This is a genomic window from Tersicoccus sp. Bi-70, from assembly GCF_001968825.1.
Taxonomy (GTDB): Bacteria; Actinomycetota; Actinomycetes; order Actinomycetales; family Micrococcaceae; genus Tersicoccus.
Genome location: NZ_MIEU01000011.1, coordinates 37,402 through 62,577, shown reverse-complemented (window position 1 = coordinate 62,577; position 25,176 = coordinate 37,402). Strand labels below are relative to the sequence as shown.

25 protein-coding genes are annotated in these 25,176 nt (G+C 71.7%); 13 read left to right on the top strand and 12 right to left on the bottom strand.

Features of this window, described 5'->3' with window-relative positions; all coding sequences use genetic code 11:
• Window positions 1-34 precede the first annotated feature (34 nt).
• Window positions 35-2,611, bottom strand: coding sequence for an ATP-dependent Clp protease ATP-binding subunit (locus BGP79_RS06780; protein WP_076694039.1), 2,577 nt, complete (start codon window positions 2,609-2,611; stop codon window positions 35-37).
• A gap of 127 nt (window positions 2,612-2,738) precedes the next feature.
• Here BGP79_RS06780 and BGP79_RS06775 point away from each other — a divergent pair, with 127 nt between their 5' ends.
• Window positions 2,739-3,203 (top strand): cyclase family protein, encoded by a 465-nt coding sequence (locus tag BGP79_RS06775; RefSeq protein WP_233121234.1) that lies wholly within the window; start codon window positions 2,739-2,741, stop codon window positions 3,201-3,203.
• Window positions 3,204-3,233: 30 nt separating this feature from the next.
• Complete coding sequence (locus BGP79_RS16895; RefSeq protein WP_233121232.1) at window positions 3,234-3,371, top strand: hypothetical protein; 138 nt, start codon at window positions 3,234-3,236, stop codon at window positions 3,369-3,371.
• Window positions 3,372-3,392: 21 nt separating this feature from the next.
• Here the strand turns inward: BGP79_RS16895 and BGP79_RS16595 are convergent, their stop codons facing one another.
• Complete coding sequence (locus BGP79_RS16595; protein WP_076694038.1) at window positions 3,393-6,224, bottom strand: right-handed parallel beta-helix repeat-containing protein; 2,832 nt, start codon at window positions 6,222-6,224, stop codon at window positions 3,393-3,395.
• Window positions 6,225-6,493: 269 nt separating this feature from the next.
• Between BGP79_RS16595 and BGP79_RS06765 the strand changes: the two genes are divergently transcribed.
• Window positions 6,494-6,790, top strand: a complete 297-nt coding sequence (locus tag BGP79_RS06765) for a hypothetical protein (protein ID WP_233121230.1) — start codon at window positions 6,494-6,496, stop codon at window positions 6,788-6,790.
• 167 nt (window positions 6,791-6,957) lie between these two features.
• Window positions 6,958-8,235 (top strand): APC family permease, encoded by a 1,278-nt coding sequence (locus tag BGP79_RS06760; RefSeq protein ID WP_076694036.1) that lies wholly within the window; start codon window positions 6,958-6,960, stop codon window positions 8,233-8,235.
• 54 nt (window positions 8,236-8,289) lie between these two features.
• On the opposite strand, the gene BGP79_RS17060 is transcribed toward BGP79_RS06760, so the two are convergent.
• The 3 genes from BGP79_RS17060 to BGP79_RS06745 form a co-directional block, all read right to left on the bottom strand.
• On the bottom strand, window positions 8,290-10,071 hold the full coding sequence (locus tag BGP79_RS17060; RefSeq protein WP_076694034.1) for a hypothetical protein: 1,782 nt from the start codon (window positions 10,069-10,071) through the stop codon (window positions 8,290-8,292).
• On the bottom strand, window positions 10,068-10,559 hold the full coding sequence (locus BGP79_RS06750; protein WP_143588331.1) for a hypothetical protein: 492 nt from the start codon (window positions 10,557-10,559) through the stop codon (window positions 10,068-10,070). Before BGP79_RS06750 ends, BGP79_RS17060 begins: the two co-directional genes overlap by 4 nt.
• A 191-nt stretch (window positions 10,560-10,750) precedes the next feature.
• Window positions 10,751-11,338 carry a hypothetical protein gene (locus tag BGP79_RS06745; protein WP_076694030.1) on the bottom strand — a complete coding sequence of 196 codons (588 nt, stop codon included), beginning with the start codon at window positions 11,336-11,338 and terminating at the stop codon, window positions 10,751-10,753.
• Window positions 11,339-11,564: 226 nt separating this feature from the next.
• Between BGP79_RS06745 and BGP79_RS06740 the strand changes: the two genes are divergently transcribed.
• Window positions 11,565-12,050, top strand: a complete 486-nt coding sequence (locus BGP79_RS06740) for a DUF2231 domain-containing protein (RefSeq protein WP_076694028.1) — start codon at window positions 11,565-11,567, stop codon at window positions 12,048-12,050.
• A 28-nt stretch (window positions 12,051-12,078) separates the two neighbouring features.
• Here BGP79_RS06740 and BGP79_RS06735 read toward each other — a convergent pair whose 3' ends face one another.
• Together BGP79_RS06735 and BGP79_RS06730 are read right to left on the bottom strand one after the other, a co-directional pair.
• Window positions 12,079-12,399 carry a putative quinol monooxygenase gene (locus tag BGP79_RS06735; protein WP_076694026.1) on the bottom strand — a complete coding sequence of 107 codons (321 nt, stop codon included), beginning with the start codon at window positions 12,397-12,399 and terminating at the stop codon, window positions 12,079-12,081.
• A 10-nt stretch (window positions 12,400-12,409) separates the two neighbouring features.
• Complete coding sequence (locus tag BGP79_RS06730; protein WP_143588330.1) at window positions 12,410-13,123, bottom strand: hypothetical protein; 714 nt, start codon at window positions 13,121-13,123, stop codon at window positions 12,410-12,412.
• Between the two features lie 267 nt (window positions 13,124-13,390).
• Between BGP79_RS06730 and BGP79_RS06725 the strand changes: the two genes are divergently transcribed.
• The 3 genes from BGP79_RS06725 (at window position 13,391) to BGP79_RS06715 (ending at window position 16,486) form a co-directional block, all read left to right on the top strand.
• Window positions 13,391-13,675 carry an FmdB family zinc ribbon protein gene (locus BGP79_RS06725; protein ID WP_076694022.1) on the top strand — a complete coding sequence of 95 codons (285 nt, stop codon included), beginning with the start codon at window positions 13,391-13,393 and terminating at the stop codon, window positions 13,673-13,675.
• A gap of 44 nt (window positions 13,676-13,719) precedes the next feature.
• Window positions 13,720-14,970, top strand: coding sequence for a formamidase (gene fmdA / locus BGP79_RS06720; RefSeq protein ID WP_076694020.1), 1,251 nt, complete (start codon window positions 13,720-13,722; stop codon window positions 14,968-14,970).
• A 382-nt stretch (window positions 14,971-15,352) separates the two neighbouring features.
• The gene (locus BGP79_RS06715) at window positions 15,353-16,486 is read left to right on the top strand and encodes a glutathione-independent formaldehyde dehydrogenase (protein ID WP_076694018.1); all 1,134 of its coding nucleotides are present in this window, start codon (window positions 15,353-15,355) and stop codon (window positions 16,484-16,486) included.
• An 83-nt stretch (window positions 16,487-16,569) separates the two neighbouring features.
• On the opposite strand, the gene BGP79_RS06710 is transcribed toward BGP79_RS06715, so the two are convergent.
• The 5 genes from BGP79_RS06710 to BGP79_RS06690 form a co-directional block, all read right to left on the bottom strand.
• A complete protein-coding gene (locus tag BGP79_RS06710; protein WP_076694015.1) occupies window positions 16,570-16,785 on the bottom strand; it encodes a hypothetical protein in 216 nt (71 codons plus the stop codon).
• A gap of 31 nt (window positions 16,786-16,816) precedes the next feature.
• On the bottom strand, window positions 16,817-17,035 hold the full coding sequence (locus BGP79_RS06705; protein WP_076694013.1) for a hypothetical protein: 219 nt from the start codon (window positions 17,033-17,035) through the stop codon (window positions 16,817-16,819).
• A gap of 123 nt (window positions 17,036-17,158) precedes the next feature.
• Window positions 17,159-17,590, bottom strand: a complete 432-nt coding sequence (locus tag BGP79_RS06700) for an OsmC family peroxiredoxin (protein WP_076694011.1) — start codon at window positions 17,588-17,590, stop codon at window positions 17,159-17,161.
• 120 nt (window positions 17,591-17,710) lie between these two features.
• Window positions 17,711-18,451 (bottom strand): MgtC/SapB family protein, encoded by a 741-nt coding sequence (locus BGP79_RS06695; protein WP_076694692.1) that lies wholly within the window; start codon window positions 18,449-18,451, stop codon window positions 17,711-17,713.
• Entirely contained in the window at window positions 18,451-19,197 is a 747-nt protein-coding gene (locus tag BGP79_RS06690; protein WP_076694009.1) for a VOC family protein, read from the bottom strand. Before BGP79_RS06690 ends, BGP79_RS06695 begins: the two co-directional genes overlap by 1 nt.
• A gap of 165 nt (window positions 19,198-19,362) precedes the next feature.
• Between BGP79_RS06690 and BGP79_RS06685 the strand changes: the two genes are divergently transcribed.
• From BGP79_RS06685 to BGP79_RS06665, 5 genes are all read left to right on the top strand, one after another.
• Entirely contained in the window at window positions 19,363-19,947 is a 585-nt protein-coding gene (locus BGP79_RS06685) for a GNAT family N-acetyltransferase (RefSeq protein ID WP_076694007.1), read from the top strand.
• Window positions 19,948-20,161: 214 nt separating this feature from the next.
• Window positions 20,162-21,271, top strand: coding sequence for a DUF1524 domain-containing protein (locus tag BGP79_RS06680; RefSeq protein WP_076694005.1), 1,110 nt, complete (start codon window positions 20,162-20,164; stop codon window positions 21,269-21,271).
• Between the two features lie 478 nt (window positions 21,272-21,749).
• Window positions 21,750-23,195, top strand: coding sequence for an MFS transporter (locus BGP79_RS06675; protein ID WP_076694003.1), 1,446 nt, complete (start codon window positions 21,750-21,752; stop codon window positions 23,193-23,195).
• 30 nt (window positions 23,196-23,225) lie between these two features.
• Window positions 23,226-24,218 carry a nucleoside hydrolase gene (locus BGP79_RS06670; RefSeq protein WP_076694001.1) on the top strand — a complete coding sequence of 331 codons (993 nt, stop codon included), beginning with the start codon at window positions 23,226-23,228 and terminating at the stop codon, window positions 24,216-24,218.
• Entirely contained in the window at window positions 24,215-25,165 is a 951-nt protein-coding gene (locus BGP79_RS06665) for a ribokinase (protein ID WP_076693999.1), read from the top strand. Before BGP79_RS06670 ends, BGP79_RS06665 begins: the two co-directional genes overlap by 4 nt.
• The last annotated feature ends 11 nt before the right edge of the window (window positions 25,166-25,176 follow it).

Below are 25,176 nucleotides of genomic sequence, written 5' to 3'. Positions count from 1 at the left end.
CCGGCCGGCCTCTCGGTCGGTGCGTGCCGGTGAATCAGGCGGCCAGCGGCGCCTCCACCCGGGCGGCGGAGACCGTCAGCTCGCCGTCCGCGACGCCGACGACGGCGGTGCCGCCCTCGTGCAGCGCTCCGGCGACCAGCAGGTCGGCGACGGCGTCGTCGACGTGGCGCTGGATCACCCGGCGCAGGGGCCGGGCGCCGTATTCGGGCTCGTACCCGGTGTCGGCCAGCCAGTCGATCGCGTCCAGCTCGACCGTCAGGGTGATGCCCTGGGCGGCCAGCCGGGTCCGGGTCCGGCCCAGCTGCAGGCCCACGATGGAGCGCAGCTGATCCGTCTCGAGCTTGCGGAACAGCACGATGTCGTCGATCCGGTTGATGAACTCGGGCCGCATGGTCTCACGCAGCCGGCCCATCACCCGGGCCCGCAGCTCCTCCTCGGAGCCGAACCCGTCGGCGTTGCCGGTGTGGAAGCCGAGCGCGCCGCCCTTGCTGGCGAGGAACTCGGAGCCCACGTTGGACGTCATCACCACGACCGTGTTGCGGAAGTCCACGGTGCGGCCCTGACCATCGGTCAGCCGGCCGTCGTCCAGGACCTGCAGCAGCAGGTTGAACACGTCCGGGTGCGCCTTCTCGACCTCGTCGAGCAGGATCACCGAGTACGGGTTCCGGCGGACCTTCTCCGTCAGCTGCCCGGCCTCGTCGTAGCCGACGTACCCCGGAGGGGCACCGACCAGCCGGCTGACGGTGTGCCGCTCGCCGAACTCGCTCATGTCGAGGCGGATCATCGCGGACTCGTCACCGAACAGGGACGCGGCGAGCGCCTTGGTCAGCTCGGTCTTGCCGACGCCGGTCGGGCCGAGGAACAGGAAGCTGCCCACGGGCCGGCCGTCGTCGCCCATCCCGGTGCGGTTGCGGCGCACGGCGCGGGCGATCGCGGTGACCGCGTCCTCCTGGCCGATGACCCGCTCGTGCAGGTCGGCCTCCAGGTGGGACAGCCGGGACTTGTCGTCCTCGGTCAGCCGCGCGGCGGGGATGCCGGTGGCGCGGGAGATGATCTGCGCGATCAGGTCCTCGTCGACGGTGCGGTCGGTGTCGAAACCACCGGCCGCGTGCTTCGCGGACAGCTCGGCGTCCGCCACCTTGCCCCGGGCGACCTCGACGGCGTCGCGCAGCGTCGAGGCCTCCTCGTAGCGCTCGTCCGCGACGGCGTCCTCCTTCTCGGACTCGAGCCGGGCGACCTCGGCGCGCAGGGCGTCGACGTCCACGGCGGGGCCGCGGCGCAGGCTCAACCGGGCACCGGCCTGGTCGATCAGGTCGATCGCCTTGTCCGGCAGGTACCGGTCGGTGACGTAGCGGTGGGACATCTCGACGGCGGCGCGCAGGGCGGCGTCCGTGTAGGTGACCCCGTGGTGCTCCTCGTAGCGGTCCTTCAGCCCGGCCAGGATGAGCACCGCGTCCTCGACGTTCGGCTCCCCGACGGTGACGGGCTGGAAGCGGCGCTCCAGGGCCGGGTCCTTCTCGATCTTCCGATACTCGCCCAGGGTCGTCGCCCCGATCAGGTGCAGCTCGCCGCGGGCCAGCTTCGGCTTGAGGATGTTGCCGGCGTCCATGCCGCCCTCGGAGCCGCCGCCGCCGCCGGCGCCGACGACGGTGTGCAGCTCGTCGATGAAGACGATGACGCCGTCCTGCTCCGCCGCGATCTCGTCGAGCGTCTTCGTCAGGCGCTCCTCGAAGTCACCGCGGTAGCGGGTGCCGGCGATCATGCCGGGCAGGTCGAGGGAGATGACGCGCTTGCCGGCCAGCTGCGCGGGCACCTCGTCGGCGGCGATGGCCTGGGCCAGGCCCTCGACGACGGCGGTCTTGCCGACTCCGGCCTCACCGATCAGCACCGGGTTGTTCTTGGTGCGGCGGGCCAGGATCTCGATGGCCTGCTCGATCTCGTCGGCGCGGCCGATCACCGGGTCGAGTTCGCGGTTGCGGGCGCGCTCGGTCAGGTCGGTGCCGTACGTCGCGAGCATCGACTCGCCGGTCTGTCCCGCGGCACCGGCCAAGCCGGACTGCTGAGCGCCCTGCTGACGGGCGGCCTCCTCCGCACCGGCCTGCTGCAGGGACTGCGGCGTGATGCCGGCACCGGTGAGGATCTGCCCCGCGGGAGCGTCCTGATTGAGGACGAGCGCGAAGAAGACGTGCTCGGGGTCGATGTAGGTGGAGCCGAAGGAGCGGGCCACCTGGTACGCGTCCAGCAGCACGCGCTGGGCGGAGTGGGTGAGGGACGGCGTCGCGTCCACGGGGCCGTCGGTCTTCTCCGGCAGCCGGGCGTCGATGGCGCGCACGACGTCGGCCGGGTCCGTGCCGAGGTGGCGCAGGCCCTCGCTGATCTCGTCCCGCTGGACCATGACGCGCAGCACGTGCAGCGCGTCGACGTCGTGGTGGCCGTGCTCGGCGGCGAACCGGACGGCACTGGCGATCACGTCGTGGGTGCGGCGGGAGAGCAGGCGGGTGAGGTCGACCGGGCGTCCGGCGCGGGACGTCCGCTGGCCCTGCAGGTACTGGGCCAGGAAGTCCTCGAACGATCCACTACCGGCGGCGGCGGGTCCGAAGAACATGGGCATGGGGTTTCCTCCTGATGAACCGAAGTTGAGTTCACCCGTATCAACGTCGTGCATCGAAGGATATTCCCCGGCGACCGAGAAGTTGAGTTGCCGAGACTCAACTCACGCCGAGCGCCACACTGGAGGCATGATCGTGGACCTCACCCTGCCGATCCGCCCCGGGATGACGAGCGTCCCGGGCGACCCGCCGGTGACGATCCGCCCCGCGCTGACCCTCGCGGAGGACGGCGTCGCGGTCATCGCGGTCGGTCTCGGCTCCCACACCGGTTCGCACCTCGATGCGCCCGCCCATCTCCTCGCCGACGGGCGCACCGTCGATCGGGTCGCTCTCGAGGAGTTGGTCGGGGAGGCGCTCGTGCTGCGGGTCGAGGCGACGCCGGACGAGATGATCACGCTGGACCGGATCGGGGAACTGCCGGCGACGGTGCCGTCGATCGTGCTGGTGGCGACGGGCTGGGACCGGTTCGCCGAGGATCCGCAGCGCGCCCTCCACCACCCGGCGCTCGCCGAGGACGCGGTGCGGACGTTGCTGGACCGTGGGATGCACGTGCTCGGCGTCGACACCCTCAGCCCGGACCCGACGCTTCAGTAGGGCCTGCTCGACCTGCCCGTCCACGCCGCGGTGCTGGGCGCGGACGGGCTGATCGTCGAGAACCTCACCGGCCTCACCGATCTGCCCGCCCGCGTCCGGGTCGGCTTCTTCCCGGTGCCGCTGGCCGGGGCCGACGCCGCGCCCGTGCGGGCGGTGGCGTGGACCTGATCCGGCCGGCGGCGTTCCCGGTCAGTTGCGGGGGAGGGCCCCCAGATCCCGGCTGCCCGTCGCGCTGACGCCGAGGGCGGCGGCGACGTCGGCCGGCAGGGTGCCCGCCGCTCGCGAGCCGGCGCTGGTGGTGGCCAGAGCGTAGTCACCCGTCGCGACCTTCGGCAGGACGGTGTCGAGCGTCCCGATGAGCCAGGTCGAACGAGATTCGAAACCGCTGTAGCGACCACCGAAGGTGGCGCGTTCACCGGCGCGGTAGTACACCGCGCTCGAGGCGTCGTCGGCCCGCCAGGCGGCGAACATCGGGTTGGTGCCGGCGTTGGACACCACGAGGTTGTCGTCGAAGGCGGAGAAGTACTGCGCCGGGATCGTGTTCGTGGCCGCCGCGGCCGTCCGGTCCGGGTTCACGGCGTAGGCCATGTGATCCGAGTCGGCGATCACGTTGTACTTCACCTCGACGTTGCGCGTGTCCGGCCCGATGTCGTTCCAGCCGTTGACGCCCATGCTGCGGTTGTCGTCGTACACCCGGATCGGGACGTCCTTGCGGATGTGCAGGAGGGTGTTCTGGTAGACCTTCGTGTTCGCCGAGGTCACCTGGATCCCGACGGCGGCGCCGTCGACGACGTTGCCGGCGATGATGCCGGTGTCGGACACCTCGTGGAAGATGCCGGCCCCGCCGATGTTGCGCACGGTGTTGTAGGTGTACGACCCGTTGCGGCAGAGCAGGTCGCACCACAGGCCGCCGGCGGTGCCGCCGCCGTTCTCCACCAGGTTGCGCGTCAGCGTGAACTTCTGCATGTGGGCGAGCTTCACGGCGGCCTGGGCGCAGGAGACGGTGCAGCTGGTGCCGAGACCCTCCCACACGTTGTGGTTGAAGACGCTGTCGGAGATCGTGAAGTCCGAGTCCCGTCCGGTACGGGACTGACCGTTCGCGCCGACGGGCGTGTTCCCGTTCCACGCGAAGATGCTGTGCCTGATCACCGTGCCGGGCTGCGGGCTGCTGAAGGCGAGTGCGCCGGCGGAGTTGGCCGCGAACGCGGTGTTCTCCACCGTGGTGACCCCCCCGCCGATGTAGATGGCACCGGCAGCCAGGCCGTCGTTGGCGATGCTGGCGTAGCGTCGGACACCGATTCCCTTGAGCGCCCAGGGCGTGACGGAGCCGGAGGAGGTCCCCAGGATCAGCGCCTGAGCGCGAGCGCTCAACTCGATCCGGTGCCCGACGGGGTCGGTGCCGAGGATGAGCGAACGGGCCGACCAGTCGTAGTAGAACGTGCCCGGTCGAACACCGGAGAGGCTCGCCACCTGCACCTGGGGTACGCCGTCGATGAAGGCCTGCTGCGGGTCGGAAGGCAGGGTGTCTCCCGCGCCGACGACGGCGAAGTCCTTGTGTGCGCACGGGCCGGTGTTGTCCGGGTTCTGGGCGAGAGGGGCCCGCTCGTAGTAACGGCCGTCGCAGAACGTCGGCGTCGACCACGGGGTGGACCAACCGGTACCGGACTTGACGAACTGGCTCGCCGCGACGGTGTCCGAACCGTCGAGCCAGGGCTGCTCGTGCGGGTAGGCCTGCAGGGTGAACGCCTTGCTGGCGATCTTGGTCGCGGTGCCCACGCCGCCCTGCGTGTAGGCGTCACGGTAGGTGCCGCCCCGCAGCACGATGGTGCCGCCGACGGGGACGACGGCGATGGCCCGGTTGAGCGTGCGCACCGGGGCGCCGACCGACGTGCCGACGTTGGTGTCACTGCCCTGCGGCGACATGAAGATGGCGCCGGCGGGGATGGCGTACGCGGTGTCGGGGATGCTGTTGCCGCTGTCATCCAGTCCGGCCGCGGACGGGGCCACGGTGACCGGAAGGGCCGCGGCCGGGGCCGGCGCGGGAGCCGGGGCGGCGGTGGCGGTCGGGGTGGCCGTGGGCGTCGGGGTCGGGGTGGCGGTGGGGGTCGCCGTCGGGGTCACCGTCGGTGTCGCGGTGGGCGTGGCGGTGGGCGTCGCCGTCGGCACCGGCACCGGCACCACGATGGGCGCGACGGTCGGCGTGGCGGTCGGGACCGGAGCGGGCGCGGGGGCGACGGTCGGCGTCACCGTGGGCGTGGCCGTGGGGACCGGCGCCGGGGTGACGATCGGAGCCGGTGCCACGACCACCGGCGACGGCGTCGGCGTGGGCGTCGGGGTCGGCGTCTTGGTGGGCGTCGGGCTGGGGCTGGGCGTCGGTGCCTTCGTGGGCGCGGGGGTCGGTGCCTTGGTCGGGGTGGGCGTCGGCGTCGGCGCCTTGGCGGGAGCGGCGGCGACCGGTGCCGTCACCGCGGTCATCGAGGCACCCCAGAACGGCGTGCCGACCCGCTTCCACGCGTGGGTGGCCAGGTAGGTGGCCAGCGCGGTGTTCCGGACGGCGATGCGGTGGTGGCGCCCGGTCGCGTCGGTGTACTCGTCGACCGCGACCTGGCAGGTGTCCACCTGGGTCGGCGTCCCGTAGAAGTTCACGCCCTGGTCGATGTACCCCTGGGTCTTCATCTTCGTGATGGCCGCGGGGTCGAGGGACCAGCGGAAGTCGTTGATGCCGCCGGACTTGTACAGCCGGTGCACCGGCTTCGTGCCCGAGACCGCCGTGACGGCGGTGCGCACCACGCGGCCACGGTCCTGCACGAACCCGTTGCGGGTGATGGACAGCCGGGACTCGCTCTCCCATCGGGTCAGCAGGGAAGTACCGCTCTTGGGGTTGTCGGTCTGATAGACCGGCGTCGTCATCGTGCGGCACACGGCACCGGTGCGCGAGATCGGTGTGGTCGTCACCGCCTCCGCGCCGGCGGCCGTCGGGACGATCCCGGCGAGGACGAGCGCGCCGAGGACGAAGGTCACGGGAAGGCGACGACGGAGACGTCGCCGGGGAGTGACGACATCACGAGGGACGGCGTCGGGGGAGACTGCAGGGGGCAGAGGCATGGAGACACCTTCGATGGGACGCTGACGGCGCGATCGGCCGGACGCAGGGGACTCTCGACCGGCGTCACGACGCGGAAAGACGGGTCACGAATCACGTTTTCGTAACGCACGCTGACCTGTGCGTTTACCGCGGCTGAGTAGGCTCGGAGAGGTATCCGAACCACCCATTCCCAGGAGATCGACCCGTGAACGTGCTCGTGCCCACCGCCATGACCGCCACCGGACTGTTCGGCGGATACGCCGCCGCCCGGCTCAGCGGAGTCCGCGCCGTCGGCGGCGTGGTGCTCGCCGCCGCCGGGGCGGCCGCCTTCGCCGGCTGGAAGCAGAACGTCGGCACCGGCCGGGCCGCGGCCCTGACCGGGGTGTACCTCGCGGCGTTCGGCGGGTCCCACCCGCTGGCGAAGCGGCTGGGTGCCTGGCCGTCCGTCGCCACCGTCGCGGGTGCGACGGCGATCGCGTCGCTGGCCGCCGGCCGGCGCTGAGCGCCGACCGATCCCGTCCGATCCCGTCCGTGGGTGCCGGACCGTCATGACCGGACGACGTCACCGTCGGGGCCGTGCGACGCCGTCCGTCGTCGCGATGGAGTCGGCTCCGTCGTCGCCGCCGTCGTGCACGCCTGCGTCCACGCCGGTCGCGGAGCGATGACGCGATGAGCGGCCCGGGTCAGCTCGCCCGCCGGCTGGGTCTGCGCGACGCCGTGGTGATCGGGGTCGGGTCGATGGTCGGCGCCGGCGTGTTCGCGGCGTTCGGTCCCGCGGCGCGAGCGGCCGGGGGCTGGCTGCTGCTCGGCCTCGTGATCGCGGCGGTCATCGCCTATGCGAACGCGGTCGCGTCCGCCCAGCTGGCCGCCGCGTACCCGACGTCGGGCGGCACCTACGTCTACGGCCGGGAGCGGCTCGGTGCCTGGTGGGGGTTCACCGGGGGCTGGGGATTCGTGGTCGGCAAGACCGCCTCCTGCGCCGCGATGGCCCTGACGTTCGCGGCCTACGCCGTCCCCGGCCCCGCCTGGCTGCAGCGCGGCGTCGCCGTCCTCGTCGTCCTCGCACTCGCCGGCCTCAACCTGCGCGGGATCACCCGCACGGCGGTCGTGACCCGGGTGCTCGTGACCATCACCCTCCTGTGCCTGGCGGTGCTGGTGATCGGCCTGTGGGTCGGTAACGGCGCGGGCTTCTCCCGCATCGTCCAGGACTCCGGTATCGACCCGGGTGGGCCGCTCGGCGTGCTGCAGGCGGCCGGACTCCTGTTCTTCGCCTTCGCCGGGTACGCCCGCATCGCGACGATGGGGGAGGAGGTCGTCGAGCCACGCGTCACCATCCCCCGGGCGATCACGCTGGCCCTGGGCATCGCCGTCGTCGTCTACGCGGTGGTCGGCGTGTCCGCGCTCGCGGCCGCCGGGCCCGCGACGCTCGCCGACTCGAGCGCGCCGCTCGTCGACGCCGTCCGGGCCGTCGGTGCCGGCGGGCTCGACCCGGTGGTGCGGATCGGTGCCGCGGTCGCGAGCCTCGGTGCCCTGCTCGCGCTGATCGCCGGTATCGGCCGGACCGGCCTGGCGATGGCCCGCGGCCGCGACCTGCCGGGCTGGCTCGCCGCGGTCCATCCGGTCCACCACGTGCCGCACCACGCCGAGATCGCCCTCGCCGGCGTGATCAGCCTGCTCGTGCTGATCACGGACCTGCGCGGCGTCATCGGCTTCTCCTCCTTCGGCGTGCTGATCTACTACGCGATCGCGAACGCCTCCGCCTTCACCCAACCGGCGAAGGACCGCCGGTGGCCCCGGGCGCTCAACCTGCTGGGTGTCGCCGGGTGCCTCGTCCTCGTCGTCACCCTGCCCGGCAGCTCCGTGCTCGCCGGCATCGCGATGTTCGCGGTGGGACTGGCCGGCCGCGCGGTCGTGCTGTGGCGCCGGTCGACGCGCGCGCAGCCCTGAGGGGCGACGCCGTGTTCGCGGAGCCGCCCCTCGGAGTCGGTCGGCGCCGGGCCGTCAGCGGAAGAGTGCCGAGGAGACGCCCATGATGATCCGGTCGCCGGGAGAGGACTTGCGGATGTAGTCCACGACGGCCCAGTCGTCGAGGGAGATGCACCCGGCGGTCGGCACCTTGTTCTCGTGCAGGAAGATCGCGAAACCGGCGTCCTGCACGATGGTGGGCCGGTTGTAGTCGATGACGACGCCCTGCCGGTAGTCGTGCGTGGGCCGCGTGGCGAAATACCACATGTTCTCGTCCCAGCCGACCCACGCGTCGGACTCGTGGTACCGGTTGTAGGTGACGGTTCCGGGGTTCCCGCCCCAGCGGGACTGCGGGTCGAGCAGGCGGTAGGAGAGCTTGGTCCCGGGGTTGCCGAGCCCGAAGGCCTCGTTGACGGTGAAGGATCCGGTGGGGGAGAACTCGTACCGGGTGGGGCCGGAGGGCACGCCCGGCGGCTTGAAGCCGTGACTGCCGACGTAGGCGTCGGTGCGCCAGTCCGTCACCCAGGTGCCGAGGATCTTCCGGCAGTACACGGCGGTGGCGTGCGACTGCTGGTAGCCGGCCGTGAAGGCCAGCAGCACCCGGCCGGCCGTCCCGGTGGAGTACCGGGACCGCCCGTTGTTCAGGTTCTGGCACTCGCTGGTCTCGTGCGCGGTCGCGACCGATCCCGCGGACCAGCTGAGCTGACCGTGCGCGAACCGCTGCAGGCAGGCTGAGACGGCGCACTTCTCGCCCGCCACCGGGTAACCGAGCCAGGAGCCCGGACCGGTGAGCCACAGGTAGCTGATCAGGATGGCGCCCCGGACGATGCGGGCTCCCGTGGTCGCGGACCAGTAGACCCGGCCGCCCTGGAACTGCTGGTAGCAGCCCCCGCCGACCTGTCCGCAGGTCTCCCCGCTGTTCGGGTAGTGCAGCACGCCCCGCGGACCGCCCGTGGCGGCGAACAGGGCGCCGATCGCACCGCGGACGACGCGGGCACCGGCGGCGGAGGACCACACGATGCGGCCGTGCTCGAACTGCTGCGAGCAGCCGCCCGCCGGCAGGTCGCAGGCCTCGTTCGACGTGGGGTAGCCGAGGACGCGGTCGGCGCCGAGCGCGAACCACGCGGGACCGGTGTGGCCGGCCCGGCTGAACACGGCCCACGCGCGCCCGGTGCCGAGAGCGACGACGCGGCCGCCGGTGAAGTCCTGCCGCACCCCGGTTGCGAACCGGACGGCCGCCGCTCGGGGAGCCCCGAGCACTCCCTTCGCGCCGCCGAGGGCGGACCAGGTGACGGCGATCGCCCCGGTGACGGGGACGGGCGGCACGGGCTTCGGTGTCGGCTTCGGGGTGGGGGTCGGTGTGGGCGTCGGGGCGACGGTGGGCTTCGGCGTGGGGCTCGGCGACGGCGTTGGGGACGTCGTCGCCGTCGGCGTCGGGGCGGGGGTCGTCGGAGTCGTCGTCGGGCTCGTCGTCGGGATGGTGGTGGGAACGGTCGTGGGGCTCGCGGTGGCGCTGGGCGCGGGCGCGGGGTCGGTGGTCGGGCTGCTGGTCGGGGTGGTGGTGGGATCGGTGACCGGATCCGGCGCGAGCGTCGGGTCGGACGTGGGCGTGGGCTCAGCCGTCGGGCTGGTGGTGGGATCGGCGGTCGGGTCGGAGGACGGGCTCGCCGTCGGGTCCGCGGTCGCCGTGCTGGTGGCGGAGGGATCCGGGACCGTTCCTTCCGCCATGGCGGGGGCCATCCCGCCGGCGATCAGGCCGACGAGCAGGGCACCGACCGAGAGCGTACTCACCGTCCGGCGCAGCCGCAGCGCGCTCACGCTGCCTCCTCCGCCGAGACGACCGTCTCGCACGCGGCGGAACCGCGTAGGGTGGCGAATCCGGCGGAGCTCACGGTGCGCTGGGCGCCCGCGGGCACCGTCACGGACGTGAGGCCGTGCCCCACGACGGAGGCTCCGCGGGTGAGCGCCAGGGCGACGGTGTAGCGCTTCGCCGAGGCGCTCGTGTTGTGCACGGTGCCGTGGAAGGACCAGGAGCCGGCGGGGTCGGCGGCGCAGGAGATGCCGTGCAGGGCCGTGGTGGCGTCGGCGCTCGCGCCGGGCAGGGGAACCTCGGGCGACGTCGTGCGAGCGGTGCCCGCGGCGGTCATGGCACCGGCGAACCCGGCGAAAGCAGCGGTCGGTGCGGCGGACGGTGCGGTGGCCGGTGCGGTGGTAGCTGCGTCGGACGCGGCGGTTCCCGGGTTGGAGCAGCCTGCGCAGATCAGGACGGTGGCGAGCAACGCCGCCGGGATCCACTCTCGTGGCACGGTTCCCCCTTGCTGCGGCTCGCTGTCCGCCCTGTGGCGACGGCACGTGGTGTGCCGTCGCTGGGACCATCGACACCGAGGAGGCCGGCGTAAGCGGGCCCGCGCAGCCGCGCGGCGGGGCATCGACACGGGTCCGGGCACGACGAAGGGGCGCCGCTGCGGTGGCAGCGGCGCCCCTCGGGCGTGGTGGATCAGCGGTGGGTGGACGGTGCCACGGCACCCGGCTTCTTCGGGGTGGGCTTGATGGGAACAGGCTTGACCGGGTGAACGGGCTTCGCCGGGTGGACGGGGTGGACGGGCTTCGCGGGAACGGCCTTCTTCGGGCCGGGGGTCGGCTTGGCGGGAGCGGGCGTGACGGGCTTCGCCGGCACCGGCTTCTTGGGGCCGGGGGTGGGCTTGGCCGGGACGGGCTTCTTCGGGCCCGGGGTCGGCGTCGCCGACGGGGCCGGCTTGGCGGTCTCGGACGGTTCCGCCGTCTCGCTCGGCTCCGGGGACGCCGTCGTGCTCGGCTCGGCGGTGGGCGCCGTGGTCGGGTCGGCGCTCACGGTCGGGTCGGCGGTGGCGGTGTCGGTCGGGTCAGCGGTGGGAGCCGCGGTCGGATCGGCCGAGGCGGTGTCCGTGGGGGTGGGGTCGGCGGTCGCGGTGGCGGTGACCTCCGGGGTCGGGTCGGCCGCGGTGGCGGGGCTGACCGCACCGAGGACGGTGATGCTGGCCAGGACGGCGCCCACCGACACCGTCGCGATCGTGCGGCGCAGGGCCGGAACCGAGTGTCGTTCCATAATGTCTCCCTCCCGCGGCTCTCGTCCGCGGACTGTGGACGGCACGGGAGTCGTGCCTCGGAGGGCACCATCGGCATCGGGGCAGGGCAGGTAAGGCACGACGGCGCGCGCCGTCGTCCGTCTTCCTTGGACGTTCCTGAGAACGAGCACTCTAGAGTTTGCTCGTCGGTCGACACTCGAGTCCGACAACCGCCCCGCGGGCGGTCCCCGTCGCGAAAGGCAGTCCGTGCTCGAGTTCTTCGGCCTTCCCACCCATATCCTGCTGCTGCACGCCGTCGTGGTGTTCTCGCCGCTGGCCGCGCTCGGCGGCATCCTCTATGCCGTCGTGTCCCGTTGGCGGCGGGCCACGGAGTGGCCGGTGGCGGTGCTGGCCGTCGTCTCGGCCGGCTTCGCGGTGGTGACGGCCAGCGCCGGCGAGCGGCTGGAGGAGGCCCTGCCCTCCGAGCCCCTGATCCGCGAGCACGCCGAGCACGGAGATCTGCTCAAGGTCGTCGCCGTGATCTTCGCCGGGCTCGTCATCCTCCTGGTGCTGGAGACGGGGCCGTGGACGGCACGTCGACTGCCGCAGCTGGACCGCCTCCGCGCCCTGCCGTGGCTGCGGATCCTGCTGCAGGTGCTCACGGTGCTCGGTGGCCTGTTCCTGATCTACCAGACGATCGTCACCGGTCACTCCGGCGCCGCGGCCACCTGGGCGGACTGGAAGAAGGGCTGACCCCGGCCGCGTCCGGAGCGGGGTCGGCTCAGCCGACCTGCAGCTCGCCCATCTCCTCCCAGCCGTCGCCGTCCACCTGGCGGGAGACGATCTTCGGCGTCGCCGCGAGATACTGCGGGAACTCCGCCTTCATCGTCTCGAAGTGCGGGGAGTTGACGTGGGCTCCCGCGGCGTCGTCGTCGAACGCCTCGATCAGGACGTACTCGTTCGGGTCCTCGACACTGCGGGACCAGTCGAACCACTTGTTGCCGGGCTCGGCGCGGGTGGCCTCGGTGAACGAGCGGCTCAGCTCCGGCCACTGGTCGGCGTACTCGGGCTTCACGGGGAACTTGACGCAGATGACGATCATGGTCGCCAGCCTAGGCCTGCGGCTGGAGCTGGCGCACACCCAGCAGTCCCCTCTTGCTGGCCTGGAAGAGCGCGTACTCGATGACGTGCGTCGGCTCGTCGGGACGCCACAGGGCCTGCAGCTTCTCGCAGAAGTCGAGATAGTAGAGGTATTCGTCCACGGACCAGGCCCACCGCCGGTACCCGATGGTGGCGGCCACCCGCTGATCTAGGATCAGCGGTGCCGGCCCCCAGGAGGCGTCCCACGCGTCGTAGGCGCTGAAGTACAGCCACCGCGTGAAGAAGGAGGCGCCGAAACCCTTCACGCGGTACTCGCCGCCCAGCTGCATCTGGGTGAAGGCCTCGGCCGTCTTTCCGGTACGCACCAGCTGGTGGGCCTCGAGCAGCCGGTCACCGACACCGACGGCGGACAGCGCTCGCGCCGCCCGCCACGTCGGATAGGGCCGCGTCTCGCAGCCCCAGCCGGACATGCGCATGTACAGCTCGACCGCCTGCGTCGGCGTCTGCAGGCCCACTGCTCCCTGGTACAGGTCGCTCCGGCTGATCGACCGCCGGGCGTCCGACGTGGACACTGCCTCCGGTTGGTCGAGCCCGGACGGCCACCATCGCCGCCACTGACCCGGGCTGTAGGTGAAGGCCTCGGCGCGAACGGTCGCGTCGGTGGGCGGTGTGCGGTCCCCCAACCACACGTCCAGATCCCGGCCGATCTCCTCTGTCGTCTTCATCGTCATCTCCCCCCGCGAATGCTCCCCCCGAAGCATGTAGATGCAATCGCATACTAGTGACGGACGGCGGACCGGAACAGAGTAGTCAGTCGCTCTTGAGTGGTGGGCGTGTCGTGATCCGGATCACGTTGTCCGACGCTTCAGGACGATGCGCGGGTCCAGCGAGGACATGGTTGACGCACCCCGACCCGGTCGATTGAATGGCGAGCACGAGTCGGTCGCGGAAACGCCATCAACCCGCGACGTCCTCCACGGAACGGAGCGAGTGTGCCGAGCTACGACTTCCGGTGCGACGAGCACGGCCTGATCACCGAACGCCATGCCATGAGCGAGGTGCCGGCGTGTTCGGTCTGCCCCGCGTGCTCCGGTCCCACCCGCCGCGTCTTCTCCGCCCCCGCACTCGGCCACCCCGGCAGCGCTGCCATGCGCGCCATCGACGCCACGAAGCAGACGGCCGAGTCACCGCGCGTCGTCTCCGCCCTCCCGGGGAACCGGCAGCCGTCGCGCCCGGTCTCCCGCGATCCCCGACATTCCCGCTTGCCCCGCCCGTAGGTCGTCAGGAGTATCCGTTCGTCCGGAACAGCAAGGAGCGCACCATGCCCGACGTTATCTTCCCCCTCGACTCCACGAAGCCGTTCACCGAGCAGGAGATCCTCGGCCACAACCGGTGGCATCCGGACATCCCCGCCGCGGTGTCGGTCAAGCCCGGGCAGAGCGCCCGCATCGAGTGCCGCGAGTGGTTCGACGGCGCCATCAAGAACGACGACTCGGCCGACGACGTCCGCGACGCCCCGCTGAACACGGTGCACCGGCTCTCCGGGCCCGTCCGGGTCGAGGGCGCGAAGCCCGGAGACCTGCTCGTCGTCGACATTCTCGACGTCGGTCCGATCCCGCAGGAGGAGGGTCCCCTCGCGGGGCAGGGCTGGGGCTACACGGGCATCTTCGCCCGGCGCAACGGCGGCAGTTTCCTGGTCGACCAGTTCCCCGACGCGTACAAGGCGATCTGGGACTTCGCCGGCGGCAGGGCCACCAGCCGTCACGTGCCCGGTGTCGAGTTCACCGGCCTGATCCATCCCGGCCTGATGGGGACGGCGCCGTCGACGGACCTGCTGAGCACCTGGAACACCCGCGAGGCCGCGCTCATCGCCGCGGACCCCGACCGCGTCCCGCCGCTCGCCCTTCCGCCGGAGCCCGACGGTGCGATCCTCGGCTCGCTGTCCGGGGCGGACGTCGAGCGGGTCGCGTCCGAGGCGGCCCGCACCGCACCGCCACGCGAGAACGGCGGCAACCAGGACATCAAGAACCTGTCGAAGGGCACGCGCATCTTCTACCCCGTGTTCGTGGACGGCGCGAACTTCTCCGTCGGGGACCTGCACTTCTCGCAGGGCGACGGCGAGATCACCTTCTGCGGCGGCATCGAGATGGGCGGCTACCTCGACCTGCGCTTCGACCTCATCTCCGGCGGCATGGACACCTACGGCGTGGCCGAGAACGCCATCTTCCTGCCGGGCAACTCGGACCCGCAGTACTCCGAGTGGATCTCGTTCTCGGGCACCTCGGTCACCCTGGACGGGGAGCAGCGCTACCTCGACTCGCAGCTGGCCTACCAGCGCGCGTGCCTGCACGCGATCGACTACCTCACGAAGTTCGGGTACTCACCGGAGCAGGCGTATCTGCTGCTCGGGGCGGCGCCCGTCGAGGGGCGGTTCTCGGGCGTCGTCGACATCCCCAACTCGTGCGCGACGATCTACATCCCGACGGCGATCTTCGACGTCGACGTCCGGCCTAGCGTGAGCGGCCCGGCTCGCATCGACCCCGGGGTTGGGGCGCCGCACTCGGCGTTCTGAGCGGCGCTTCCGTCGGGACGGGGCGGGACGCGCGAGTGGGATCGGTCAGCCCGCTCGCCCCACCACCCGGGCCACCATCGCGCGGCCGTCCGCTTCGAAGGCGGCGTCGCCGTCGTCGTGTGCGCAGACCGCCATGCCCACCGACTGCAGCAGGTGGTCCAGCAACCAGGCGTCCGGGTTCTCCGTCGGAGATCTCTCCCGTAGCAGGGCACGGTGCTCCGCGGTCAGGTTTCCGGCATGGCCCCGAATGCACGCCAGCGTGCAGGGGAAGCCTTGTCCGAAACCATCAGCATGCTTACGGTGGGGTCAGAGTGTCCGCGCAGCCGCGACGGCGCGGCGTCGATCGGCGTCGCACCCGGGCACCTCGAAGGAGGAAATCGACGTGAAAGCAGTAGTCTTCAAGGCTCCCTACGAACTGTCCGTCGAGAACGTCGACGATCCGCGCATCGAACAGCCCAACGACGCCGTCATCCGCATCACGACGGCGAACATCTGCGGGTCCGATCTGCATCCCTACGAAGGGCGGGCGGAGCTGGACGCCGGTATGGTGCTCGGCCACGAGAACATGGGCATCGTCGAGGAGGTCGGCCCCGGGGTCAACCACATCGAGGTGGGCGACCGGGTATCCGTTCCCTTCAACCTCGCCTGCGGCAGCTGCAAGAACTGCAACAACGGCTTCACCAGCGCCTGCCTGCGCGCCAACCCCTCGGGCATGCCCGGCGCCGGCTACGGCTACCCGAACATGGGTCCCTACTGGGGTGGGCAGGCCGAACTGCTCCGCGTTCCGTGGGCGGACTTCAACCTGCTGCGGCTACCGAAGGGCACCGAGCACGAGAGCGACTTCACGATGCTCTCCGACATCTTCCCGACCGGGTACCACGGCGCCGAGATGGCGCAGGTCGGTCCGGGCAAGACGGTCGTCGTGTTCGGGGCCGGTCCGGTCGGCCTGATGGCGGCGCACAGTTCCTATCTCAAGGGCGCCGCGCGGGTCTGGGTGGTGGACAAGGAGCCGGACCGGCTCGCGCTCGCCGAGAAGATCGGCGCGGAGACCATCAACTTCGCCGACACGGATCCGACCGAGGCCATCATGGAGGCCACCGGAGGCTTCGGTGTCGACTGCGGAGTGGAGGCCGTCGGCTACCAGGCGCACGATCACACGGGCCAGGAGCATCCCGAGATGGTGCTGGACAAACTGGTCGAGACGGTCCGCGCCACCGGCAGCATCGGCGTCGTCGGCGTCTACATGCCCGAGGACCGCGGTGGGGCGACCGAGGAAGCCAAGCAGGGGCGCATCCCGTTCGAGTACGGACAGCTGTTCACCAAGGGCATCAGCATGGGAACCGGTCAGTGCCCGGTGAAGAAGTACAACCGCGAACTGCGGGACCTCATCATCGCGGGGCGGTCCGATCCGTCCTGGATCGTCTCCCACGAGCTGTCCCTCGACGAGGCCGTGAACGCCTACGACAAGTTCGACAAGCGTGAGGACGGATGGACCAAGGTGCTGCTGCACCCGTGATCCACTCCTGACACCGAGAACGGGCGGCGCCGGAAGTAGCCGTCACCGCCCGTTCTCGGTGTGTTCGGGAGCTCGCGGCGACGTCAGTCCTTCGACGAGGCCGTCGGCTGCTCGGACTGCTCGCCGAGCACGTCGTCGAGAGCCTCACGGACCGCCTGCCGGGTGGCCAGGCGCACGCTCGCGGCGCTCTGCTCCTCGGCGGTCCCGCCCCCGGCGATCCGGTCCAGCTCTTCCTGCTCCTGGGTCAGGGCGTGGTCGCGGGCACGTCGGATGCCGTCCCGCAGATCGTCCTCAGCCATGGCGCTCCTCTCCTCGCGTCCGATCGACGACTCAGTCGTCGATCTCCTCCAGCTTGAGCGCGACGCCGAGGGCGAAGAAGCTCGGTGCCCAGTGGCCGACGAAGATGCCCCAGCGATCCGACTGCGCCTTCGAGTCGCTCGGCTTGGCCCGGCTGACGCCCCAGGCGATGAAGGACAGGGCGATGGAGGCGAAGCCTCCGGCGTAGGCCCACTCGCTGCGGACCCCGGCCTCGTGCAGTTTCTCGATCATGGTGGCCTCCTCTCGACTCCGGACGAGCACGCGGCTGCGTGGTCCGGTCACGCCCAACCTACCTCGTGGAACGAGATATCAGTAGGGTGACCATCGACCAGCGCCGCCGCGTGTCCGGGCCGGTCAGCCGAGGGTCGCGGTCAACGTGATGTCGACGGCCTTGAGCGCCTGCGAGACCGGGCAGTCGGTCTTGGCCGCGTCCGCCAGACGGCTGAAGTCCTCCGCGGAGATGCCGTCGACCTGACCGGTGACGGACAGCGCGATGCCGGTGATGCCCTTGCCCACCTCGAAGCTGACCTCGGCGCTGGTCTGCAGCGTGGTCGGCGGGGTGCCGTTCTCCTTGAGGTTGTTCGAGAACTGCATGGTGAAGCAGGTGGCGTGGGCGGAGGCGATGAGCTCCTCCGGGGTGGTGGCCGACCCGGACTCCTCGGCGCGCGCCTTCCAGTTGACCGCGAAGGTGCCGGCGCCGGAGGTCTCCAGCGTCGTCGTGCCGGAGCCGGTGAAGAGATCGCCGTTCCAGGTGGTGCTGGCCTTGTTCACGATGGGCTTGGGCATGAGGGATCCTCTCGATTGCGGGACGGTCCGGACGCGGGTCGCGTCCACGGTCATCGTAGGCATCTCGTGCCGGTTCGTCAGCCTGCTGTCGGATTCGGCGTCATGTGCACCGGCGAGCCGTCAGGCGTCGTCGTCCTCGTCGTCCTCGTTGGCGGTCGTCCCGCTGACCGTCTTGAGCTGGACGGCCTCGACGCCGGGCAGCTCGAGCAACGGGGGGACGAGGGCCGGCACCGGCGCACGCCCGATGAAGCGGATGTCCATCGAGATCAGGGAGCGTCCACCCGAAGTGCTGCGGGAGCTGCGCTGGATCGAGGAGGCGAAGCCGAGGTCGGTGGCCAGGCCGAGGATGGTCCGGAGCGCGCCCTGCCCATCGACATAGGTGATGCGCAGGACCCGCCGTCGGTCCTCCGTGGGGATCCGGCGGACCAGTGGCGCCACCCCGACGAGGGTGACCAGGTACAGCACGGAGAGCACGATGGCGAGGGAGAGCATCCCGGCGCCGCAGGCCATCCCCACGGCCGCTGCCACCCAGATGGAGGCGGCCGTGGTCAGACCGCGCACCACGTCGCGCCCCTTGAAGATCACCCCCGCGCCCAGGAAGCCGATGCCGCTGACGATCTGCGCCGCGATACGGGAGGGGTCCAGGTTGACGTCGCTGCCGAGCACGGCCGTGAAACCCCAGCCGGAGACGAGCGTGAACGCGCAGGAGCCCAGCCCGACGAGGACGTGCGTGCGGTAGCCGGCCGCCTTCTGGTGCACCTGCCGTTCGATGCCGATGAAGGAACAGAGCACGAAGGTGGCCAGGAGCAGCTCGATCTCCAGCAGCGTGGTGTCGCTGACGATGCCGATCAGTCCGTGCATCACACCAGCTCCTCGTCGGGATCGTTGGGCGTCGTGCAGAACACCATCTCGGCCGCATCCTGCAGCACGACCCAGCGGCCGCAGTCGGTCACTCGGGCGGCGCCGAGGTGTTCGAGCCGCTCCGCGTCGCGGGGGACGTCGGTGGTGCCGAGGTCCACGTGCGCCCGCACGGGACCGGTGTCCTCGCCGAGCCGCTGGAACAGCAGCTTGACCGTGGAGCCGGCGCCGGGGTGGAGCTTGCCGATGAGCCCTTCGCTCGTCGATTTCGCCCAGCGTCCCGGTATCGCGGCACGCCAGAAGGCGACCTCGGTGTCGACCGCGTCGGCCGGCGCGTCGATGCACACCTGCACGAGCCGCTCCCGCAGTCCGTCTCCGACGTCGACGCCGTCGGGACGGACGCGGTCCCCCCGGCCGGCGACGACGCAGACGGGCAGGCCGCCAGGGCTGGCCAGCACCTGCCAGGCGCCGGCCGGTTCGCGGTTGCGCGCGGTGGCGCCGAGGGCGACCAGCCGGGCCACCCCGGCGTCGAGGTCGTCCACCTCCAGATCCAGATGGACGCCGGGTCGCGCGCTGCCGACGCGCTGGACGTGCACGTACGCGTCGCCGGTCAGGGGGAGGAGGCTGCGGAACTCCGGGTGGCCGGCCCATGGATCGCCCAGCGGACAGCCGAGTGCTGCGGCCCAGAACGCGCTCGCGGCGTCGAGCCGGTCGGCGGGGACGTCGATCACCGTGTGCAGCCAGACCATGGCTGGCAGCGTACCGCCGTGGTCATCGAGCCTGTGGGGGCGCAGGTCGTCCGGGCGCGCGCGAGTACCGTGGGTCGCGAGGGTCCGCCGTCACCGTCGACGGGGTGCCCGACCGCCGTCGAGGGGAGTGCCGATGCGCACGTCACCGGTCGAGCGGACCCGGCCATGAGCTCTCACGTGATCAGACCGCTCACGCTCGAGACCTTCCCGGCGTGGCTCGCGCTCGCGCAGAAGCACCACGGCGTCTGGGGCGGCTGCTACTGCTCCTACTTCCACGGGGACACGGCCCAGACGGTCAAGCGGGAGTACGACGGGCCCACGTTCAAGCAACGCCTCGTGGCGGAGGGCATCGCCCATGCTGCGCTGGTCCTCGACGGCGACGACGCGATCGCGTGGTGCGAGTACGGCAGCCCGGCCGAGCTGCCGAACATCTACCACCGCAAGGAGTACGACGCGGGCGAGGCCAGCCCGGCGCCGTGGCGCATCACCTGTTTCTTCGTCGACCGCGACCACCGGCGGTCCGGCGTGGCACGGGAAGCCCTCGACGGCGCCGTCGCGCTGATCGCGCAGGCGGGCGGCGGCGAGATCGTCTCCTTCCCCAATGAGCTCGTCCCCGACAAGAAGACGTCGTCGTCCTTCCTCCACAACGGCACCCGCGCGATGTTCGAGAAGGCGGGCTTCACGTTCGAGCGCCACATCGGCAGACGGAAGACCGTGATGCGGCGGACGGTCGCACCGGCCCGCGACTGACACGCGCTTCCGTCGCGGGAATCGCCGCACGCCAGCCCTAGAATCGGTCGGGTCTCGCACGACCACATCCGCGGTCTCGCTGCACGTCTTCGAGGGAACCATGACCACGCCCGGGCTCCGCCCTGCTGACCGTTCGGGTCGCTCGACCCGGGACGGCTCGATCACGGGACACCTCCGCTCGAACGAGGGAGGAGCCGTCGCTCATCGCCGGCCGATGCACCGGGCGGTCGGGTCCGCCGTGGTGGCGCTCGCGCTCGTGCTGCTCACCGGATGCGCCTCCGACGTCGCCGTCTCCCCGCCGGCGGCCACCGCACCGGCGTCCTCGAGCGCGGCTTCCTCCGTCCGCGCCACCGATCACGCCGGGGCCGCCTTCGCGACACCGACCTCACGGACGTCGACTGCGCCGCGCCCGACGGCGTCGCCGACGCCCCGGCCGTCCTCTTCCCGGCCGTCCTCGACTCCATCGCTTCCGGCGCCGGCCGCCGGGACGGCGCTCGCGCAGCTCGGCACACTGCCGGTCAAGGGCCGCTCCCCGAAGACCGGCTACCGCCGGGACCAGTTCGGCTCGGCCTGGACTGACGTCGACCGGAACGGCTGCGACACCCGCAACGACATCCTCGCCACGCAGCTCACCGGCATCGCCTGGACGAACAGCGGCCACTGCCGCGTGGCGTCGGGGACGCTCGTCGACCCGTACACCGGCACCGCGGTCGCGTTCGTGCGCGGGCAGGGCACCAGCGAGCTCGTGCAGATCGACCACGTCGTCGCCCTCTCCGACGCCTGGCAGAAGGGGGCACAGCAGCTCACCGCCGAGCAGCGCATCGCCTTCGCCAACGACCCGCTCAACCTGCAGGCCACCACCCGCGCCGCGAACAGCCAGAAGAGCGACGGCGACGCCGCCACCTGGTTGCCGGCCGTCCGGGCCTACCGGTGCACGTACGTGGCCCGGCAGATCGCGGTCAAGTCCACCTACCGGCTCTGGGTGACCGCCGCCGAACGGGACGCCATGGCGCGCGTGCTCGGGGCGTGCTCGGACCAGCCGGTGGCCGACCGGACGACGGCGTCGGCTCCCGCCGCTGCGGTTCCGGCGCCGGCGCCGGCGCCGGCCGCACCTGCACCCGCCGCACCTGCGCCCGCGGTCCCGGCTCCTGCGCCGGCCGCGCCGGTGCAGCCCGCGATCCCCGCACCCGCGGCACCCGGCTCCTCCGTCTACTACCCCAACTGCCGGGCCGCTCGTGCGGCCGGAGTCGCCCCGCTGCACCGCGGAGACCCGGGCTACCGCTCCGGGATGGACGGTGACGGAGACGGCATCGCCTGCGAGTGAGCCGCTGAGCCGCCACTCCCTCGTCGAGTGTGCGGATGACGCAGCGAAAACGGCCGGATGGGAACGTTATCCGCCCACTCGGCGCATCGGGCGGTGGGCGGATGAGTCCCGGCCGCGCAGCCCCGCGGCTTCCCGTCGAGTGTGCGGATGACGCAGCGAAATCGGCCGGATGGGAACGTTATCCGTCCACTCGGCGCATCCGGCGCGGCGGCCGAAGAGGTCCCGGCCGCGCAACCCTTCGGCTTCCCGTCGAGTGTGCCGATGACGCAGCGAAACCGGCCGGATGGGAACGTTATCCGTCCACTCGGCCACTCGACGTAACGGCGCCGTCGAGTGTGCGGGGTGATGTCTCGAAGGGCACCGAATGGTGACGTCGACCGTCCAGTCGGCGAGGACAGAGCAGCCGGCTCGCACCCGAGACCGTTGTCGGTGTCCGGACGTAGGCTGAGCGCACCCGACCGAACCCGGGAGGTGCCCCATGCCCGAGCCGCCCACCGCTGCCGTCAAGACCACCAACGTCACCGGTCTCGTCATCGCGCTGCTGGTCGCCGTCTTCGCCTTCCAGCTCAACGCCTCGATGCTCTCCCCGGCGCTCGCCACGATGGAACGCGAACTGGACACCACGACGGCGCAGATCGGCGTCAGTCAGACGGCGTTCTTCACCGCCGCCGCCCTCTTCTCCCTCTTCCTGCCCCGCTGGGGCGACCTGATCGGCCGCCGCCGGGTCCTCACGCTGATGCTGCTGGTCACCGGCATCGGCTGCGTCGTCTCCGCCGTCGCCCCGAGCGTCGGCGTCCTGTTCGTCGGCCGGATCATTCAGGGCGTCGCCGGGCCGGTCGTGCCGATCTGCCTCATCATGCTGCGCGTCCAGGTGCCCGACCCCAAGCTGTACGCGACGCTGCTCGGCGTGCTGACGGCCGTGAACGGTGGCATCGCCGGCGTCGACGCGCTCGCCGGCGGCTGGCTGGCCGGGTCGTTCGGCTTCCGGTCCATCTTCTGGGTGATGGCGGTGATCTGCGTGATCGCCGTCGTCGCCGTCCGCGGCGCCACCGTCGAGTCGACCGCCGTCGAGACGCCGCCGATGGACTGGAAGGGCGTCGCGCCGCTCGTCGTCGCCATCGGCTGCGCCCTGGTCGCGTTCAACCAGGCCGGGGAGCTCGCGACGGCGAACTGGGTACTCGTGATCGTGCTCCTGCTGGTCGCGGCCGCCGCGTTCGGCGTCTTCTGGCGGATCGAGGACCGGTCGCCGCACCCGCTGGTGAGCACGCACTACCTCCGCCAGCGCCGCACCTGGGCGCTGCTCTCGACGACCCTGCTGACCATGACCGGCGTCTTCGCCATCATGAACGGCCTCATCCCCAACCTCGCGCAGGATCCCGCCGCCGGCCCGGGCATCGGCGCGGACGCCGTCTCCTGGGTGACCCTCACCCCGTACGCGCTCGCCGGCCTCGTCATCGGACCCGTCGCCGGACGCCTGGCCGGGACGTTCGGCTACAAGCGCGTGCTGCAGATCGGGCTGATCGGCACGGTCGTGGGCGTCGGCATCGCCGTGCTCACCGCGTCGTCGCCGTCGCCCGGGCTGCTGCTGGTCGTGTCGCTCTTCATCGGCGTCACCTATGCGGGCATCTCGAACATCATGCTCAACGGGCTCGGCATCGTCCTCAGCCCCGAGGACAACCCCGGGTATCTGCCCGGCCTGAACGCCGGCGCCTTCAACCTCGGGGCCGGCATCAGCTTCGCCGTCCTCTTCGCCGTGGACACCCTCGTCGCCACCGGATCCGGGCCTCGCGCCGGGTACACCGCCGGTATCGTGACGGGCGGGGTCCTCGTCCTGCTCGCCCTCGCCGTCTCCGTCCTGATCCCCCGCCCGGATCCGTCGGCGGTCGCCGCGCGGATCGAGGGCGCCGGGCCGGCTTCACACTGACACCGACACCCGTCGAGAGGAACGCGCGTCATGGCCCGCAAGATCATCCTGGACTGCGACCCCGGGCACGACGACGCCGTCGCCATGATCCTGGCCCTCGGTGACCCGCGCATCGACCTGCTCGGCATCACCACGATCGGCGGCAACCAGACCCTGGCCAAGGTCACCCGGAACGCGCAGAGCATGCTGGCCGTGTGCGGGCGGGAAGACGTGCCGATCCACGCCGGTTGCGTGCGGCCGCTCGTCCGCGACCTGATGGTGGCGCCGGGCATCCACGGGGAGTCCGGGCTCGACGGCGTGGAGCTGCCGGAGCCGACCGTCGCCGTGCAGGACCAGCACGCCGTCGACTTCATCATCGACACCGTGATGGCGCACGAGCCGGGCACCGTGACCCTCGTCCCCACCGGGCCGCTGACCAACATCGCCCTCGCCGCGCGCAGGGAACCGCGCATCGTCGAACGGGTGCAGGAGGTCGTGTTGATGGGCGGCGGTTACCACACGGGCAACTGGAGCGCGGTCGCCGAGTTCAACATCATCGTCGACCCCGAGGCCGCCCACATCGTCATCAACGAGCCGTGGCCGCTCACCATGGTCGGACTCGACCTGACGCACCAGGCGCTGGTCACGGCCGACGTCGAGGAGCGGATCCGCGCGATCGGCTCGGGCTGCGCCGACGTGGTGCTCGGGCTGATGGCCTTCTTCCGGCAGGCCTACCGCGACAACCAGGGGTTCGACGACCCGCCCGTGCACGACCCCTGCACCGTCGCCTACCTGATCGACCCGCAGGTGATGACCACGCGGAAGGTCCCGCTGGACGTCGAACTGCGCGGCGGGTTGACCCTGGGCATGACCGTGGCGGACTTCCGGGCGCCCGCACCGCAGGACTGCACCACGCAGGTGGCCGTGGACCTTGACCGCGAGCGGTTCTGGGACCTGATCGTGAACGCCATCGACGTCGTGTCCCGCCCGGGTCACGACGGCACCGCCAGTGAGAACACCACCACCGAGGGAGCGACCCGATGAGTCCCACCACCCCGTCCGACGCCGTGATCGCGGTCGTCGGGTCCATCAACGCCGATCTCTTCGTCCGGGTCGAGCGGCACCCGAAACCCGGGGAGACCGTGCTCGGCACCGGCGGGTCCATGGCCCAGGGCGGCAAGGGCGCCAACCAGGCGGTCGCCGCCGCGCGCCTCGGTGCCCGGGTGCGGCTGGTCGGTGCCGTGGGCGAGGACGCCCACGCCGACCTGGCGCTCGCCCTGCTCAAGGACGCCGACGTCGACCTGAGCACGGTCGCCACCACCGACGCCCCGACCGGGCTGGCCATCGTCGAGGTCGACCACGCGGGTGAGAACAGCATCGTCGTCGTGCCCGGCGCCAACGGCGCGGTGGACGCCGCGATGGTCGACGCCGCCGCCGCGGTGATCCGGGACGCCGCGGTCGTGGTGGTCCAGGGTGAGATTCCGGTGGACGGCATCGAACGCGCCGCCGGGCTGTGCACGGGCCGGCTCATCTTCAACACCGCGCCGGTGCCCGAGGGCATCGACCTGGACATCGTGCGGGCGGCCGATCCCCTGGTCGTCAACGAGCACGAGGGGCTGCAGCTGCTCGGGCAGCTGGACCCGCCGCCCACGGGACCGGGGGAGCGCGGGCACCGGGACCTGGAGGCCGCGCAGGTCGTGCAGCGGCTCCGGGACAGCGGGGTGCGCTCCGTCGTGATGACCCTCGGCGGTGCCGGCGCCCTCGTCACGGAACGCGACGCGATCGTCCCGGTGCTGGCGCCCACCATCGACGCCGTGGACACGACCGGCGCGGGCGACGCCTTCGTGGGTGCCCTCGCGATGGGCCTGGCCCGCGGGGACGCGCTGATCGACGCCGCCCGGGTGGCCGCCCGCGTCGGGGCCTTCGCGTGCCGCGCCGCCGGAGCGCAGCCCTCCTACCCCTGGGCCGCCGACACGCTGCCCGACGTGTGAGCTCGACGCGG

Bases quoted from the DNA above. Each gene is read 5' to 3' on its own strand.
- BGP79_RS06665 (WP_076693999.1), top strand. From the start codon at position 24,215: ATGAGTCCCACCACCCCGTCCGACGCCGTGATCGCGGTCGTCGGGTCC.
- BGP79_RS06780 (WP_076694039.1), bottom strand. From the start codon at position 2,611: ATGCCCATGTTCTTCGGACCCGCCGCCGCCGGTAGTGGATCGTTCGAG.
- BGP79_RS06690 (WP_076694009.1), bottom strand. From the start codon at position 19,197: ATGGTCTGGCTGCACACGGTGATCGACGTCCCCGCCGACCGGCTCGAC.
- BGP79_RS06710 (WP_076694015.1), bottom strand. From the start codon at position 16,785: ATGGCTGAGGACGATCTGCGGGACGGCATCCGACGTGCCCGCGACCAC.
- BGP79_RS06735 (WP_076694026.1), bottom strand. From the start codon at position 12,399: ATGATCGTCATCTGCGTCAAGTTCCCCGTGAAGCCCGAGTACGCCGAC.
- BGP79_RS06695 (WP_076694692.1), bottom strand. From the start codon at position 18,451: ATGCACGGACTGATCGGCATCGTCAGCGACACCACGCTGCTGGAGATC.
- BGP79_RS06670 (WP_076694001.1), top strand. From the start codon at position 23,226: ATGGCCCGCAAGATCATCCTGGACTGCGACCCCGGGCACGACGACGCC.
- BGP79_RS06730 (WP_143588330.1), bottom strand. From the start codon at position 13,123: ATGAAGACGACAGAGGAGATCGGCCGGGATCTGGACGTGTGGTTGGGG.
- BGP79_RS06745 (WP_076694030.1), bottom strand. From the start codon at position 11,338: ATGGAACGACACTCGGTTCCGGCCCTGCGCCGCACGATCGCGACGGTG.
- BGP79_RS06705 (WP_076694013.1), bottom strand. From the start codon at position 17,035: ATGATCGAGAAACTGCACGAGGCCGGGGTCCGCAGCGAGTGGGCCTAC.
- BGP79_RS06680 (WP_076694005.1), top strand. From the start codon at position 20,162: ATGCACCGGGCGGTCGGGTCCGCCGTGGTGGCGCTCGCGCTCGTGCTG.
- BGP79_RS06775 (WP_233121234.1), top strand. From the start codon at position 2,739: ATGATCGTGGACCTCACCCTGCCGATCCGCCCCGGGATGACGAGCGTC.
- BGP79_RS06700 (WP_076694011.1), bottom strand. From the start codon at position 17,590: ATGCCCAAGCCCATCGTGAACAAGGCCAGCACCACCTGGAACGGCGAT.
- BGP79_RS06760 (WP_076694036.1), top strand. From the start codon at position 6,958: ATGAGCGGCCCGGGTCAGCTCGCCCGCCGGCTGGGTCTGCGCGACGCC.
- BGP79_RS06685 (WP_076694007.1), top strand. From the start codon at position 19,363: ATGAGCTCTCACGTGATCAGACCGCTCACGCTCGAGACCTTCCCGGCG.
- fmdA (WP_076694020.1), top strand. From the start codon at position 13,720: ATGCCCGACGTTATCTTCCCCCTCGACTCCACGAAGCCGTTCACCGAG.
- BGP79_RS06675 (WP_076694003.1), top strand. From the start codon at position 21,750: ATGCCCGAGCCGCCCACCGCTGCCGTCAAGACCACCAACGTCACCGGT.